This window comes from Pseudomonas sp. S36 (assembly GCF_016647875.1).
In the GTDB taxonomy this organism is placed as follows: domain Bacteria; phylum Pseudomonadota; class Gammaproteobacteria; order Pseudomonadales; family Pseudomonadaceae; genus Aquipseudomonas; species Aquipseudomonas parafulva.
This window is the reverse complement of record NZ_JACVVG010000035.1, coordinates 1-15,027: the sequence shown is the minus strand read 5'-3', so window position 1 is coordinate 15,027 and position 15,027 is coordinate 1. Positions and strand designations below refer to the sequence as shown.

Here is a 15,027-nt window from a genome sequence, read left to right as displayed (position 1 = left end):
AAACGTTTAATCTGACCAGGCGGCCACGTTACTCGATAATCTTCCGAGGAAAAAGCCCCATCCTGTCGGACAATTGCGACAATAGTCGTCTGCGCCGCAAGCGACCCGCCAGGCAGAATGCCCGGCCAACGCTTACAGCCAGCCCCGGTAATAACAAGGAAAATTCGGTGAAACTCAGCGATATCGCCCGTCTGGCCGGTGTGTCCGTGACCACCGCCAGTTACGTCATCAATGGCAAGGCCGAACAGCAGCGCATCAGCAATACGACTGTGGAACGGGTTCGCGCGGTGGTGGAGGCCCATGGCTTTACCCCCAACCCCCAGGCGGCCGGGCTGCGCAGCCGGCATACCCGTACCCTGGGCTTCATCCTGCCGGACCTCGAAAACCCCAGCTACGCCCGGATCGCCAAGCAGCTGGAACAAGGCGCCCGGGCCCGCGGCTACCAACTGCTGATTGCCAGCAGCGACGACCAGCCTGACAGCGAACGGCAATTGCAGCAGCTGTTCCGGGCGCGGCGTTGCGATGCCCTGTTCGTCGCCAGTTGCCTGCCGCCCGAAGACCAGAGCTACCGCGAACTGCAGGACAAAGGCCTGCCGGTGATTGCCATCGACCGTAGCCTAGACCCGGCACACTTCTGCTCGGTGATCAGTGATGACCGCGATGCCAGCCGCCGGCTGGCAGCCAGCCTGCTGAGCGCATCACCCAACAGCATCGCGCTGATTGGCGCGCGCCCGGAACTGTCCGTCAGCCAGGCCCGCGCCGGCGGTTTTGATGAAGCCTTGCAGGGTTACACCGGCGAAGTGCGCCGTTATCAGGGCGATGCGTTCAGCCGTGCCTGCGGCCAGCAACTGATGCAGCAACTCATCGATGACCTGGGTAGCCTGCCGGACGCCTTGATCACCACGTCCTACGTGCTGCTGCAGGGGGTGTTCGATACCCTGCAGGCGTGCCCGCCCGGTGCCCGTCAGCTGCAACTGGGTACCTTTGGCGACAACCAACTGCTGGACTTCCTGCCGCTTCCGGTCAACGCCATGGCCCAGCAGCACGGCCAGATTGCGGCGACGGCGCTGGAGCTGGCATTGGCCGCTATCGAAGAACAACGCTACCAGCCCGGGGTACACGCGGTTGGCCGTACCTTCAAGCAGCGCATCACCCAGGGCTGACCATGCGCCTGATCGATACCCACACCCACCTGGACTTCCCCGACTTCGATGCCGATCGCGCAGGCCTGCTGGCCCGCGCGACGGCGCGTGGCGTAACGAGGATGGTGGTACTGGGGGTGTATCAGGCCAATTTCCAGCGGGTGTGGGACCTGGCCTGCGCCGACCCGCGCCTGCCCGCAGCGCTGGGGCTGCACCCGGTATACCTTGAGCAGCATCGGCCAGCCGACCTCGAGCACCTGCGAGGGTGGCTCGAGCGCCTGCAGGGCGACCCTCGGCTGTGTGCGGTAGGTGAGTTCGGCCTGGACTACTACCTGCCGCACCTGGACAAGGCGCAGCAGCAACACCTGTTCGAATCGCAGCTGCAAATGGCTTGCGACTTCCAGCTCCCCGCCCTGCTGCACGTGCGCCGCAGCCATGCCCAGGTGATCGCCACCCTCAAGCGCTACCGGCCGGCACGGGCCGGTATCATTCATGCGTTTGCCGGCAGCTACGAAGAAGCGCGCGAATACCTCAAGCTGGGGTTCCGCCTTGGGCTCGGCGGTGCCGGCACCTGGCCGCAGGCGCTGCGCCTGCGCAAGACCCTGGCCAGGCTGCCGTTGGACGCCGTGGTACTTGAAACCGACGCGCCCGACATGGCCCCTGTTATGCACCCGGGCGTGCGCAACAGCCCGGAGCACCTGCCAGACATTGCCCAGGCGTTGGCCGAGGTGATGGGGGTGGAGGTGCAAGCGCTGGCCGATGCCAGCACCCGCAATGCCTGCCAGCTATTCGGCTGGCAGGCGTTGCAGTAACGCCGGGTATAGCGCTACCTGCAATTCAGAGCAGCACGGTCAACAGCGCGAACACCGCATACCACAGCACCCCACAACGCAGCACCAGCTCCCACAGGCTATCCAGCCGGCCGAGCCCACGTTCGGTGTCTTCTTCATCGGGGATATCGTCAGCAATGCGCCCAACGCGGGCAACTAGGTGCGCAGCGCTGATGTGCCAGTTCAGTACTTCATGGAGCATCACCCGGGTGACCGCGACAAAATTGCCCACCAGGGCAAAGCTCAACGCCACCACACGCACGGGTAGCCAGTCCATGATATGGCGCAGCTGTTCTGCACGGGTTTGCAGTGCAGGTTGCCTGCTGTGCTCGGTGCACAGCGCCAGCAGCCGATAGGCCAGCGCGGCGGCGGGGCCCAGTACGAAGTACCAGAAAATGACGGCGAAAAAGCCTTGGTACACCTGCCATAGCAACTGGCTCTGCACCCGCTCCATCAAGCTGCGCGGCCCGTCGGCCACCAGGCCAAGGTCGCGCTCTGCCACATGCAGCGCCGCCTGGTCATCGCCCCGGCGCCAGGCATCACGCAACGGCCCCAGCGGCGCTTTGACGTCGCCACGGCCCAGGCTGTAGATGAGTACCAGCAGGTGCACAGGCAGGGCCAACAGGCCATAGGCGACTGGCTCTAGCACGTGCAGTAGCAGCACCAGCAAGGCGACCGGTGCCAGCACCACGGTAGCCAACACCCACCCTGGCTGCCGCTGGCCGCTGCGCTCAAGCCGCGCCAGTTCGCCCAGGAAGAAGCCGTCGCGCTGCACCCCGTGGCGCATGGCCGAAAACTTCTCGAACCACAGCGCCATCAACAACACCAGAAAACTCATGCCTTGCCCTCGCCGTTGTGCAGCGCCTCGCGGTAGCGCGACCAGTCGAATGCAGGGCCTGGGTCGGTCTTGCGCTGCGGGGCAATGTCGCTGTGGCCGGTAATGCGATCCACCCCAATGGCAGGCCAGGCGCTGCGGATAAGCCGGGTCACCTGTTCCAGTACCCGGTACTGGGCATCGGTGTAGGGCAGCTCGTCGGTGCCTTCAAGCTCGATGCCGATGGAAAAGTCGTTGCAGCCTTCGCGCCCGTCGAAGCTGGACACACCGGCGTGCCAGGCGCGGTCGCACAATGACACGAACTGCGTCACGGCGCCGTCACGTTCGATGAACAGGTGCGCCGATACCGTCAGGTGGCAGATGCCTGCAAAGTACGGGTGCTCATCCGGGTCCAACCGGTTCTGGAAAAACTGCTGCACCTTGCCACTTCCAAAGCACGCAGGTGGCAGGCTGATGTTGTGGATAACCAGCAGGGAGATAGGCTCGCCCTGCGGGCGCGCATTGAAATTTGGCGAGGGGCAGTGCGTGATTCCGTCTCCGTGGAACCAACCACTGGCACGGTCCAATTGCATGGGGCAGATCCTGAAAAGCGCCAGACAGGGGCACAGTATGCCCTGCGGCCATCGCCCTTGGCATGTGAATGATTGTAATGCGGCCTAGTTCAGGTCATGCAGGCTTTTGATCACCGCATCGAGCGCCCGATCGAACAAGGGTCCGTCGTCCAGCACCCGTACGGTGCCCTGTTGCAAGGCCAGGCCAAGGCCGGCGACGTCCCACTCGCGCACTTTCATGCCGGCGTGGTTGGCGAACACCAGCCTGTCGCGGCCATCGATGCGGGCTACCAGCTTGCAGCGCTGGGCTTCCTGTTCGTCCAACACCTCAATCCAGGTACCGATACGCAAACCATTCACCTGGCTCAGCGGGCCATCTGCCAAGCGAGGCATCACGGCGCCTTCCTCTTGCGCAGCATCGAGGATGATGTCTTGGGCAACCAGAACATCATCCTCCGTGGGCAGTTGCTCGCCGGTGCAAGCACGCAGGTGCAGCTGTTCCAACTGCAAGAAGAAGTCGCGGGTTGTGGCCGAGTCGGTCGCCACGCTGGCAAGGCCCTCACGCAGTGCTTTCAGAAGCGCGGGCACCTGCTGCACCAGCGCTTCGGGTTCATAAGGCGGGGTTACGCTGGCAAGCAGTGTGTCCATGGTGTGCACTGCCGTGCGCCAGGCCCACGACGCCCCACCCTGTTTCAACCACGCCAGCATCAACACCTGGCTCCAGTGCTGCACCAGCATGTGCACCACGCCCTGCGGCAGCACACGCCCGCGCAAGCGCTGGTTCAGCACCGCTTGAACCTGCCGCCTAGCCTGGAGGGCCTGGACCCGCCCCTCTTCGGCATCACGCGTGCGCTGCTCGAACAGCTCGTTACGGCGCCGCTCGTGCTGGTTCTGGCCGAGGAACTCTTCGAGCAGCTCGGCGAACAGGCGGGGGTCTTCAGCGAAGTCGTTGAGAACACGCTGTACGATCCGCTCCACCCGCAATTGCAGGGTGCCACCCAGGCCGTTCTTATCGTGGTTACAACCCAGGCTGGCCGCGGCGATTTCGTTGAGCAAGCGCCGGGCCGGGTGGCCAGGCCGGCTTAGCACGCTCTTGTCCAGCAACGCGACTTTCAGCAGTGGAATTTGCAGGCGCTTGAGCAGCGAACGAAGAACAGGCGGGAGGTTTTCATCACAGCCGATAAAGGTGAACACGCGGCCCATGAGGTTGATCATGTCTTCGTCGGCCGGGTGAATTCGCCGGCGCGTACCACTGCGCACGCTAACCCTCAGCAGCAGTTGTTCAAGCTGCTGCCCCAGTTCGAACTCGTCGATGGCCTCTGGGCCTGGCACGTAATGCTGCAAGTGCGACAGCAGTCGCAGCACGTCGGCGGTGTCGACGGGCTGCGCGTTGCCGTTGGCCTGCAACCGCGGGGCAAACAGCCCGCGCGATCGCGCCAGCAATGGCTGCAAGGTGTCGAACAGCAAATGGCTGGAGGCATCGGCGGCTATCACGCCTTCACCTTCGTCCAGCGGCTGACGCACTGACAACTGGCGGTCCTCGGCACGACGGCGCGGGCTGGACGGCAAATGGCTCAATACCCCGGCGGCGGCCATCAACCGGTTGGCTTCGTCATAGATGACGTCCGCATCACGCAGCACGTAGCGCTCGAACAGCTTGAGCAACACATCCTTCACCCGTGCCGCCACGCCTAGGCTACGGACCGCATCGGTGAAATAGCCACACAGGGCCGCAGGCGCCAGCGGGTTGAGCTGTTCAGGCAGGGGCCACTCCAGCAGGGCCTGAAAGCGTAGCCCCATGTGCTGCAGCGCGGTGGCGTCGCGAGCATTGACCCTGGCAACCATGGCGTCGATGGTGGCGGTGAGTTGAGGATGAACCGCACGGCGTACGGGCGCAGGCACCATCAAGCCACCCACCAGGTCGTTGTCGCCTAGGCAGGCGAAGCGGTCATGGAAGGTGTCTATGACCCCGCGTTCAATGCTCTTGCGCTTGAGGCGCAGGTCGCGCATGGCTTCGAAGTACAGGTGCTGGCCGCCGCGATCGGCCGCCTTGTCCGCCATCTCGAACAGCGTGTCGTCGGCATTGTCGAACAGGTCGTGCAGGCCCTGGCGCAGTTGCAAGGCGGCCTTGTCACGCACCTGCAGCAACAGCACGGGAAGGCCAGCCAGCGGCGGGCGTCGTCCTTGGTCGCTGGCTGCCGCCAGAGGCACAACCTTGCCCTCTTTGCGCATCCTGTACTCCTTGCAGGGTCTGGCCGTTCATGGCCCTTGATCGTCAAAGCTATGACGCCAAATAACGGACGCCATTATCAGCAAAAAATTCCACTGCTGCCAGCACCGTTTTCCTAGGGACAGTGACCTGCATTTATCAGAAATGACTCCCTGCACGTGACCAGAGGTTGTCGCCCATGCGGCTGTACACACCTGCGCCCTGCCCTATAATCGCCGGCATCTAGCTTGTGGAGCCGAACATGCCGAACCTACGCCTTGCCGACCTGACCGCTGAAATCGAAGCCAATGTGCGCCGCGCGTTGCTGGAGGACATCGGCAGTGGCGACATCACCGCGCAGTTGATCCCAGCCGAGCGCCTGGCCAAAGCGACCATCATCACCCGTGAGGCGTGCGTGATCGCTGGCACTGCGTGGGTGGATGCGGTATTCCGGCAACTGGACCCGCGCGTTGCGGTGCACTGGCAAGTAGCCGACGGTGACCGTGCCCAGGCCAACCAGCCGCTGTTTCACCTGGAGGGGCCGGCGCGGTCGCTGCTCAGCGGTGAACGCAGTGCCCTGAACTTCCTGCAGATGCTGTCCGGCGTGGCTACCCGCGCCCGGCTGCTGGCCGACCTGGTGCAGGGCACCCAGGTGCGCCTGCTCGACACCCGCAAGACGCTGCCGGGGCTGCGCCTGGCGCAGAAGTACGCAGTCACCTGCGGCGGTTGCCACAACCATCGCATTGGCTTGTACGACGCGTTCCTGATCAAGGAGAACCACATTGCCGCCAGTGGTGGCGTGGCCGAAGCGGTAACCGCCGCGCACCGCATCGCCCCAGGCAAGCCGGTGGAGATTGAAGTAGAAACCCTGGACGAGCTGCGCCAGGCGCTGGCGGCGGGCGCCGACATCATCATGCTTGATGAGCTGAGCCTGGACGAGATGCGCGAGGCGGTGGGGATCACTGCGGGCAAAGCGAAGCTGGAAGCCAGCGGTGGGGTCAGCGAGGCAACTTTGCGGGAAATTGCCGAAACGGGCGTGGACTATATTTCGATCGGTGCAATGACCAAGGACGTAAAGGCGGTCGACCTGTCGATGCGCCTTAGCCTGTAACACGGGGCCGCCAAGCGGCCCCGGCTTGCCAGGTCAGAAGGCGGCGTTGGCCAGGCCGTCGAGGTAACGCTCGACGTCCAGTGCGGCCATGCAGCCTGCACCTGCCGACGTGATCGCCTGACGGTAGACGTGGTCGGCTACGTCGCCAGCGGCAAACACACCTTCCACGTTGGTGGCGGTAGCATTGCCTTCGCGGCTACCGCTGACCACCAGGTAGCCGTCCTTCAGGGTCAACTGGCCCTCGAACAGCGAGGTGTTCGGGGTGTGGCCAATGGCGATGAACACACCGTCGACCTTCAGCTCGTCGCTGCTGCCGTCGTTGTTCTTCAGGCGGGCACCGGTCACACCCATGTTGTCGCCCAGCACTTCGTCCAGCGTGGCGTTGAGCTTGAGCTCGATCTTGCCTTCGGCAACGCGAGCGTGCAGCTTGTCGACCAGAATCTTCTCGGCACGGAAGGTGTCACGGCGGTGAACCAGGGTCACCTTGCTGGCGATATTGGCCAGGTACAGCGCCTCTTCCACGGCAGTGTTGCCACCACCTACCACGGCTACCGGCTTGTTGCGGTAGAAGAACCCGTCGCACGTGGCGCAGGCCGAGACGCCCTTGCCCATGAACGCTTCTTCGGAAGGCAGGCCCAGGTAGCGAGCACTGGCACCGGTGGCAACGATCAAGGCGTCACAGGTGTAGGTGCCGCTGTCACCTTTGAGGGTGAACGGCTTGTTGGCCAGATCGACAGCGTTGATGTGGTCAAACACGATTTCGGTCTCGAAGCGCTCGGCGTGCTCCTGCATGCGCTGCATCAGCGCCGGGCCAGTCAAGCCGTGGGGGTCACCCGGCCAGTTGTCGACTTCAGTCGTGGTGGTCAGCTGGCCACCGGCCTGCATGCCGGTGATCAGCAGCGGCTTGAGGTTGGCACGGGCGGCATACACTGCTGCGCTGTAACCGGCAGGGCCGGAACCCAGAATGATGACGCGCGAATGACGTACTTCGGACATGTCGAACTCCTGTCGAGCGGGCTGCGAGGCCGGCCATGATGGACCGGCCCGGCCAGCTGTGGAAATAAAAGGGGCCCGCGCAGCACTTTGGGGAAGGCTACGACGCGCAGGCCCGTAAAGCTGAAAGTTGAGCGCACTGTAGCGAGGTGGCAAAGATTAAGGAAATATCCTTCGACAATCCACCTCATAGCCATTGTCTATACGGTGAATTTGCCAGCTTTCCGTGGTCTACGGGTTTGTTACCAGCAGTTTCCCGCCAGCGGGTTGCCTTTGGTGCAGGCGGCAAACTCGGGTAAGGTCAGCGCGTTTTCAACCCTCTGCGGAGTACCCCGATGCAAGCCCCCGTCCTCTCTGGCCCCCAGTATCTGCGTGAAGGCCTGAAACTGGTGCTGAGCCCCAACCTGCGGCTGTTCGTGCTGCTGCCACTGGCCGTGAACCTGTTGCTGTTCGGTGGCCTGATCTACTTTGCCGGCCATCAGTTCAGCCTGTGGGTGGACACCCTCATGCCTACCCTACCCAGCTGGCTGAGCTTTCTCACGTACATCCTGTGGCCTTTGTTCGTGGCGCTGATCATCCTGATGGTGTTCTTCACCTTTACCCTGGTGGCCAACGTAATAGCCGCGCCCTTCAACGGGTTTCTGGCCGAAAAGGTCGAAGTGGTGGTACGCGGCCAGGATAACTTCCCGGCGTTCAGCTGGGGCGAGCTGGCAGCCATGGTACCCCGCACCCTCAGCCGCGAAATGCGCAAGCTGGGGTATTTTTTGCCGCGGGCCATTGGGCTGTTCATCCTCTCGCTGGTACCGGTGGTGAACGTGGTGGCTGCGCCATTGTGGTTGGTTTTCGGCGTCTGGATGATGGCCATCCAGTACATCGACTACCCGGCCGACAACAACAAGATGAGCTGGCAGGACATGCTCGCCTGGCTGCGCCAGAAGCGCTGGCAGAGCCTGGGGTTTGGCGGGGTAACTTACCTGGCGCTGCTGATCCCCGGGGTGAACGTGCTGATGATGCCGGCGGCGGTGGCCGGCGCCACCTTGTTCTGGGTGCGAGAGCGAAACTGACCAACGACCGCCCGTAGGAGCGACCGCAGGTCGCGATGGGGCGCCCAGCGCCCCCCCTTACCTACACATCGGAGAGGCGCTTAACCGCGTACTACTGCCCAAGCCTGCTAGAAAACTGGCCCACAATGTCCACAACCCGCTTGGCCCCATCCTGGATCTCGATGATCACGTTACCTGTCTGGTCTGCCAAGGCCATACCTTCCTCGGCCTGCCGCTTGCTGGTGTCGATGATTGCCACTGCGGCCTGAGCCAGTTGCTCGTTCTGCTGGACCACCCGGGCTATTTCCTCGGTAGCCGTGCTGGTGCGTGACGCCAGCTGGCGCACCTCATCGGCCACCACGGCAAAACCACGGCCCTGCTCGCCTGCACGGGCTGCTTCGATGGCAGCGTTGAGCGCCAGCAGGTTGGTCTGCCCAGCGATATCGCTGATGGTCTTGATGATCGAGCCGATCACCCGCGACTGCGTGTCCAGCGCCTGGATACCTTCGGCGGCCTGTTGCATGGATGCCTCAAGCCCACGCATCACACTGACGGACTGGGTGACCACGTCGGTGGCCCTGCGCGCGCTGTCGTCGGTGTCGCGCGAGGTGTTGTAGGCCACATCAGCAGCACTGGCCACCGCCTGCTCCTGGTTGACCTGTTCGGTGATCACAGTGGCGAACTTCACCACCTTGTACAGCTCATCGTGGGCATTGAAGATGGGGTTGTAGGACGCCTCCAGCCAAATCACCCGCCCGTGGGCATCGATGCGCTTGAAGCGCTCGGCAATGTACTCGCCACGGCGCAGCTTGTCCCAGAACGCCTGGTAGGCCGTGGAGTTGGCTTCTTCAGGTTCGCAGAAGATGCGGTGATGCTTGCCGCGAATTTGGTCCAGGCGGTACCCCACCGCAGACAGAAAGCGGTCGTTGGCCGTGAGGATGTTGCCGTCGAGGTCGAACTCGATCACCGCCGTAGAACGCATCAGTGCCTTGATCAGGCTCTCATGCTCGCGGGAGGTGACGATGGTGCGGGTAAGGTCGCTTGAGTGCAGCGAGAAATACTTGATGCGCCCATCGATGCCCTTCACAGGTTGCAGGATCGATCGCAGCCAGGCTTCCTGGCCATCGCCACGCAGCAGGCGTACCGCACCGTGCAGGTGCTCGCCCCGGCTGATGGCGGTCTTCAGCCGCTTGTAGAAATCCAGCGACTTGACGTGGGTGGGCACGATGTCTTCGATGTTGCGCCCCAGCAATTGGTCGGCACGGTAGAGCATTTCGCTCTCGAAGTTGCCGTTGACCATTTCAATTCGCCCGTTAGGATCGAGCTGCAGGACCAGCATCTCGCTATCGAGGCTGCTCTTGACCTGTTCGACGGTCATCAGGTCTTCACGCAGTTGACGAATTTCTTGCTTGAGCTTGTTATTGAACATCACCGCTCTCCTGGAGCGTAAGGGCGAATACCCCTTTAATCGGCGGGCGCGGCAGGGTCTTGAGCGTTCGGCCAGCAAAATTTCATAAAAATGAAGTGGCACAAATCAGGCGTCATCTTTACGTCATGTTCACGTCACATTGGCGCAACCCTGCCGGCGGAAACTTTCTTTATGAACACACCCGCCCTGCATATCGTCCTGGTCAGCGAAACCTTCCCACCCGAGATCAACGGCGTGGCCAACACCCTTGGCCGCCTTAGCGAAGGGCTGTGCCAGCGGGGCCACAAGGTGACGGTGGTGCGCCCCCGGCAGGCCGGTGACGGGGCGGCAGAGAGCAACACCGCAGTCGTGCTGTGCAGGGGCTGGGCGCTACCTGGCTACCCTGGGCTGCAATGGGGCGAGGTGTCGATGCACAGGCTGTTGCGCCGCTGGCGCCGAGAACGCCCGGATGTGCTGTACATCGCCACCGAGGGGCCGCTGGGGCTCAGTGCCCTGCGCGCCGCCAGGCGCCTGGGGGTCGCGGTTGTCAGCGGGTTTCATACCAACTTCCCGCAGTACTCGGGCCAGTATGGCCTGGGGCTGCTGGCACGCCTGCTCACCCATTACCTGCGCTGGTTCCACCGGCGCACCGCGGTTACCCTGGTCCCTAGCCTCAGCCAGCGCCTGGAGCTGGAGCGCCGCGGGTTCGAGCGCCTGGCATTGCTGGCGCGCGGGGTGGATGCCTGCCTGTTCCACCCCGCCCGGCGCAACCAAGCCCTGCGCGCCGGCTGGGGGTTGGGCCCGCAAGACATCGCCGTGCTGCATGTGGGCCGGCTGGCAGTGGAAAAGAACCTGGGCCTGCTGGCGCCAAGCATGCACGCCTTGCAGCAGGCGCACCCCCAATGCCGTCTACGCCTGATCGTGGTGGGGGATGGGCCGCAGCGCGCTGCGCTGCAGCAGCAAATGCCTGATGCCATATTCTGCGGTGCCCAGCGCGGCGAAGCGCTGGCCGAGCATTACGCCAGTGGCGACCTGTTCCTGTTCCCCAGCCTGACCGAAACCTTTGGCAATGTGGTACTCGAAGCCATGGCCTCAGGCCTGGCTGTGGTCGCTTACGACGAGGCCGCCGCCGCCCAGCATATCCGCCACGGTCACAGCGGGGCGCTGGCCATGCCAGGTGACCAGGCAGCCTTCATGGATGCTGCCTGCTGGTTACTGGAAGAAGAAGAAACCCTGCGCCGCGTGCGCCTGAATGCCCGCCAGCATGCCAGCCACCAGGGCTGGCCGGCCATCGTCGAGCAGTTCGAAAGCTACCTGCACAGCGCTTGCCAGCAACAAGGCAGCCTACCCGCATGCGCCCACCCGGTTGGCGGCAGCTTGCTGGCGATACGCCGTGCAAACGGCGCCCCTCAAACCGCCCACAACCACCCGGCAATCAGCCCAACGCTTTCTCGATCGCCTGCACCACTGCCGGGTCATCCGGTGCCGTGCGCGGCGAAAAGCGCGCCAGTACCCGCCCATCCTTGCCCACCAGAAACTTCTCGAAATTCCAGGTGATGTCACCCGGGAACTCGGCCCCCTCGCCCGCCAACAGCCGATACAGCGCATGGCGCTGCGGCCCGTTGACTTCCAGTTTGGCACCCAGCGGGAAGTTCACCCCGTAGTTAAGGCTGCAGAAGTCCTGAATGTCCTTGTCAGTGCCCGGCTCCTGCCCGGCAAACTGGTTGCACGGCAGGCCAAGTACGTTGAAACCGCGGTCACGGTAATCCTGGTAGAGATTCTCCAACGCTTTGTACTGAGGCGTCAGGCCACATTTGGAGGCGACGTTGACCACCAGCACCACTTGGCCTTTGAAAGGCGCCAGGGGCAGCTCACCGCCGTTCAGCGCGTTCAACTTCAGGTCGTGAAATGCACTCATGATGAAACCCCCTCTCAGGATGCCGACAACCCCGCAGGCAAATTGCGCCCACTAAAAAGGCGCTCGTCCAAACCGCCCGCTTCCCTGGGGAAGGCCGAACGGTTTGCCCGAGCGCCTGGCGACTCTCTGAGCTTAGCGCAGAAAATCAGTGGTGATGGCCACCTTCACCGTGGATGTGACGGTGGGCAACTTCTTCCTCGGTGGCGTCACGCACTTCGACGACCTTGACCTGGAAGTTCAGGCGCTGGCCAGCCAGTGGGTGGTTGCCATCAACGGTGACGTCATCGCCGTCGATGTCGCGGATGGTGACGATCTGCATCTGGCCATCGGGCGCAGAAGCGTGGAACTGCATGCCCACTTCCAGTTGGTCAACGCCTTCGAACATGCTGCGGTTCAGGGTGCTTACCAGCTCGGCGAGGTACTCGCCGTAGGCGTCTTCCGGCTCGATGGCGACGTTCAGCTCGTCACCGGCCTGCTTGCCTTCCAGGGCCTTTTCCAGGCCTGGGATGATGTTGCCGGCACCGTGCAGGTAAACCAGCGGCGCGCCACCGGCGGAGCTGTCGATGGTCTCCCCGGCGTCGTTGGTCAGGGTATAGTCGATGGAGACTGCCTTGTTGGCGGCGATCAGCATGGGGCAAGACCTTTTGCAAAAGAATGTAGAACGGGCAAGTGTAACCAAGCCATCGCCCGAATGCGAACGCCCTGCTGACGAGCAACGGTCCACCAGTCGGATCATTGCGCTGCATCAGCACCCGGCATTGATGTGCAACGGGTGCGCACCGGCAACCGATAGCGCTACCCTTGACCGTTGATTCATTGCACCGCTTATCTTGAGAAGCACGCATGCAGACTTTTTTCATAGCGCCAACCGACTTCGGCGTCGGCCTTACCTCCATCAGCCTGGGCCTTATCCGCACCCTGGAACGCGCCGGGTTGAAGGTCGGGTTCTTCAAACCGATCGCCCAGCCGCACCCAGGCGACACGGGCCCGGAAAGGTCCACCGAGCTGGTTGCCCGCACCCATGGCATCAAGCCCCCCACGCCCATGAGCCTGGGGCAGGTGGAGCGGATGCTGGGCGATGGCCAGCTGGACGAACTGCTTGAAGGCATCATTACCCTGTATCGGCAAGCCTGCGTCGGTAACGACGTGGTGGTGGTCGAAGGCATGGTGCCTACCCGTCACGCCAGCTACGCCGCGCGGGTGAACCTGCACCTGGCCAAAAGCCTGGACGCCGAGGTGATTCTGGTGTCGGCCGCCGAGCATGAAGTGCTCAGCGAGCTGTCTGGCCGGGTCGAGCTGCAGGCTCAGCTGTTCGGGGGCCCAAGGGACCCGAAAGTGCTCGGCGTCATCCTCAACAAGGTACGCACCGATGAAAGCATGGCGGCGTTCTCCACCCGCCTTCGCGAGCACTCGCCACTGTTGCGTGGCGACGACTTCCGCCTGCTGGGGTGCATCCCTTACCAGCCCGAACTGAACGCCCCGCGTACCCGCGACGTGGCTGACCTGCTGGGTGCCCAGGTTCTCAACACCGGCGACTACGAGCAACGGCGCATGAGCAAGATCATCATCTGCGCGCGTACCGTGGCCAACACCGTGCCGCTGCTCACGCCGGGTACGCTGGTGGTCACACCCGGCGACCGCGACGACATCATCCTGGCCGTCAGCCTGGCCGCCATCAACGGCGTGCCTCTGGCCGGGTTGCTGCTGACCAGCGACAGCAAGCCCGACGCTCGCATCCTTGGCCTGTGCCGGGGCGCGCTGCAGGCCGGGCTGCCGATCCTGTCGGTGAGCACCGGCTCCTACGACACCGCCAACCGCCTCAATTCGCTGAACCGGGAAATCCCGGTGGACGACCGCGAACGGGCCGAATTCATCACCGACTTCGTGGCCAGCCACCTCGACGCAGCCTGGCTGCATCAGCGTTGCGGCACCCCTCGGGAGCTGCGTCTGTCGCCGGCGGTGTTCCGCTACCAGTTGATCCAACGGGCGCAACAGGCCAACAAGCGGATCGTGCTGCCCGAGGGCGCCGAGCCGTTGCTGGTACAGGCGGCGGCTATCTGCCAGGCCCGTGGTATCGCCCGCTGCGTGCTGCTGGCCAAGCCCGACGAGGTGGACGCCGTGGCACGCGCCCAGGGCATCACCTTGCCCGATGGCCTGGAAGTGCTGGACCCGGAGCTGATCCGTGGCCGCTACGTGGAACCCATGGTGGCGCTGCGCAACAGCAAGAACCTCAACGCGCCGATGGCGGAACAGCAGCTTGAAGACCCGGTGGTCATCGGCACCATGATGCTGGCCCTTGGCGAAGTGGATGGCCTGGTTTCTGGCCTGGTGCACTCCACCGCCAACACCATTCGCCCGGCCCTGCAACTGATCAAGACGGCCCCGGGTGCCAGCCTGGTCTCCTCGGTGTTCTTCATGCTGTTCCCCGAGCAGGTGCTGGTGTACGGCGATTGCGTGATGAACCCACACCCCAGCGCTGCGGAGCTGGCAGAGATCGCCCGGCAGAGTGCAGCATCGGCCCAGTCGTTTGGCATTGCGCCACGGGTGGCGATGATCAGCTATTCAAGCGACTCGGCCAGTGATGAAGAAGTGGACAAGGTGCGTGAAGCCACACGCATTGCCCAGGACGCGGCCAGAGAACTGTTGATTGATGGGCCGTTGCAATACGACGCTGCGGTCAACCCGGCGATTGCCCGCGACCTGGCACCGGGCAGCCAGGTAGCTGGGCGGGCGACGGTGTTCGTATTCCCAGATCTGAACACCGGCAACACCACCCACAAGGCTGTGCAACGCAGCACCGACGGTGTGAGCCTGGGGCCAATGTTGCAGGGTTTGCGCAAGCCGGTGAATGACCTGCCGCGTGGCGCGCAGGTTGACGATATTGTGCATACCATCGCGTTGACAGCCATACAGGCCAGTGAGGTGGGCTGAGGCGGTTGGGGGCGCGGTTGGGGCCCCGGCGGCGGGAAACAAAAGGCAAAATGGGG

General features: G+C 63.5%; 11 protein-coding genes and 4 pseudogenes. 7 read left to right on the top strand and 8 right to left on the bottom strand.

The window, feature by feature from the left end; translation table 11 throughout:
• The first annotated feature begins 167 nt into the window (after positions 1–167).
• Together cra and IAE36_RS17920 are read left to right on the top strand one after the other, a co-directional pair.
• Positions 168–1,163 carry a catabolite repressor/activator gene (cra, locus tag IAE36_RS17925; protein WP_201213819.1) on the top strand — a complete coding sequence of 332 codons (996 nt, stop codon included), beginning with the start codon at positions 168–170 and terminating at the stop codon, positions 1,161–1,163.
• Between the two features lie 2 nt (positions 1,164–1,165).
• Complete coding sequence (locus tag IAE36_RS17920) at positions 1,166–1,954, top strand: TatD family hydrolase (protein WP_201213817.1); 789 nt, start codon at positions 1,166–1,168, stop codon at positions 1,952–1,954.
• A 25-nt stretch (positions 1,955–1,979) separates the two neighbouring features.
• Here IAE36_RS17920 and ampE read toward each other — a convergent pair whose 3' ends face one another.
• The 3 genes from ampE to IAE36_RS17905 form a co-directional block, all read right to left on the bottom strand.
• Positions 1,980–2,810: a regulatory signaling modulator protein AmpE gene (gene ampE, locus IAE36_RS17915; RefSeq protein WP_201163758.1), complete on the bottom strand. Its 831-nt coding sequence runs from the start codon at positions 2,808–2,810 to the stop codon at positions 1,980–1,982.
• Complete coding sequence (gene ampD, locus IAE36_RS17910) at positions 2,807–3,379, bottom strand: 1,6-anhydro-N-acetylmuramyl-L-alanine amidase AmpD (RefSeq protein WP_201163757.1); 573 nt, start codon at positions 3,377–3,379, stop codon at positions 2,807–2,809. The genes ampE and ampD overlap by 4 nt, the downstream gene beginning before the upstream one ends.
• Before the next feature lie 84 nt (positions 3,380–3,463).
• Positions 3,464–5,590 carry a DUF1631 domain-containing protein gene (locus IAE36_RS17905; RefSeq protein WP_201213814.1) on the bottom strand — a complete coding sequence of 709 codons (2,127 nt, stop codon included), beginning with the start codon at positions 5,588–5,590 and terminating at the stop codon, positions 3,464–3,466.
• A gap of 239 nt (positions 5,591–5,829) precedes the next feature.
• Here IAE36_RS17905 and nadC point away from each other — a divergent pair, with 239 nt between their 5' ends.
• On the top strand, positions 5,830–6,678 hold the full coding sequence (gene nadC / locus IAE36_RS17900) for a carboxylating nicotinate-nucleotide diphosphorylase (RefSeq protein ID WP_060483288.1): 849 nt from the start codon (positions 5,830–5,832) through the stop codon (positions 6,676–6,678).
• 33 nt (positions 6,679–6,711) lie between these two features.
• Here nadC and trxB read toward each other — a convergent pair whose 3' ends face one another.
• Positions 6,712–7,674 carry a thioredoxin-disulfide reductase gene (gene trxB, locus IAE36_RS17895; protein WP_028631647.1) on the bottom strand — a complete coding sequence of 321 codons (963 nt, stop codon included), beginning with the start codon at positions 7,672–7,674 and terminating at the stop codon, positions 6,712–6,714.
• A 332-nt stretch (positions 7,675–8,006) separates the two neighbouring features.
• Between trxB and cysZ the strand changes: the two genes are divergently transcribed.
• Positions 8,007–8,735 carry a sulfate transporter CysZ gene (cysZ, locus tag IAE36_RS17890; protein WP_201213813.1) on the top strand — a complete coding sequence of 243 codons (729 nt, stop codon included), beginning with the start codon at positions 8,007–8,009 and terminating at the stop codon, positions 8,733–8,735.
• A gap of 91 nt (positions 8,736–8,826) precedes the next feature.
• On the opposite strand, the pseudogene IAE36_RS24130 reads toward cysZ, so the two are convergent.
• A pseudogene (locus tag IAE36_RS24130) lies at positions 8,827–9,246 on the bottom strand (methyl-accepting chemotaxis protein); the annotation flags it as partial.
• 120 nt (positions 9,247–9,366) lie between these two features.
• Positions 9,367–10,053, bottom strand: a pseudogene (locus IAE36_RS24125) (PAS domain-containing protein); the annotation flags it as partial.
• A 261-nt stretch (positions 10,054–10,314) separates the two neighbouring features.
• On the opposite strand from IAE36_RS24125, the pseudogene IAE36_RS17880 reads away from it, so the two are divergent.
• A pseudogene (locus IAE36_RS17880) lies at positions 10,315–11,466 on the top strand (glycosyltransferase family 4 protein); the annotation flags it as partial.
• Between the two features lie 91 nt (positions 11,467–11,557).
• Here the strand turns inward: IAE36_RS17880 and IAE36_RS17875 are convergent.
• Together IAE36_RS17875 and IAE36_RS17870 are read right to left on the bottom strand one after the other, a co-directional pair.
• Positions 11,558–12,040: a glutathione peroxidase gene (locus tag IAE36_RS17875; RefSeq protein WP_082428410.1), complete on the bottom strand. Its 483-nt coding sequence runs from the start codon at positions 12,038–12,040 to the stop codon at positions 11,558–11,560.
• Between the two features lie 145 nt (positions 12,041–12,185).
• The gene (locus IAE36_RS17870) at positions 12,186–12,671 is read right to left on the bottom strand and encodes an FKBP-type peptidyl-prolyl cis-trans isomerase (protein WP_201163752.1); all 486 of its coding nucleotides are present in this window, start codon (positions 12,669–12,671) and stop codon (positions 12,186–12,188) included.
• Here IAE36_RS17870 and IAE36_RS23730 point away from each other — a divergent pair.
• Both IAE36_RS23730 and pta read left to right on the top strand, forming a co-directional pair.
• A pseudogene (locus tag IAE36_RS23730) lies at positions 12,670–12,789 on the top strand (DUF3565 domain-containing protein); the annotation flags it as partial. The gene IAE36_RS17870 and the pseudogene IAE36_RS23730 overlap by 2 nt on opposite strands.
• Before the next feature lie 94 nt (positions 12,790–12,883).
• Positions 12,884–14,971 (top strand): phosphate acetyltransferase, encoded by a 2,088-nt coding sequence (gene pta, locus IAE36_RS17865; RefSeq protein WP_201213809.1) that lies wholly within the window; start codon positions 12,884–12,886, stop codon positions 14,969–14,971.
• Positions 14,972–15,027 lie beyond the last annotated feature (56 nt).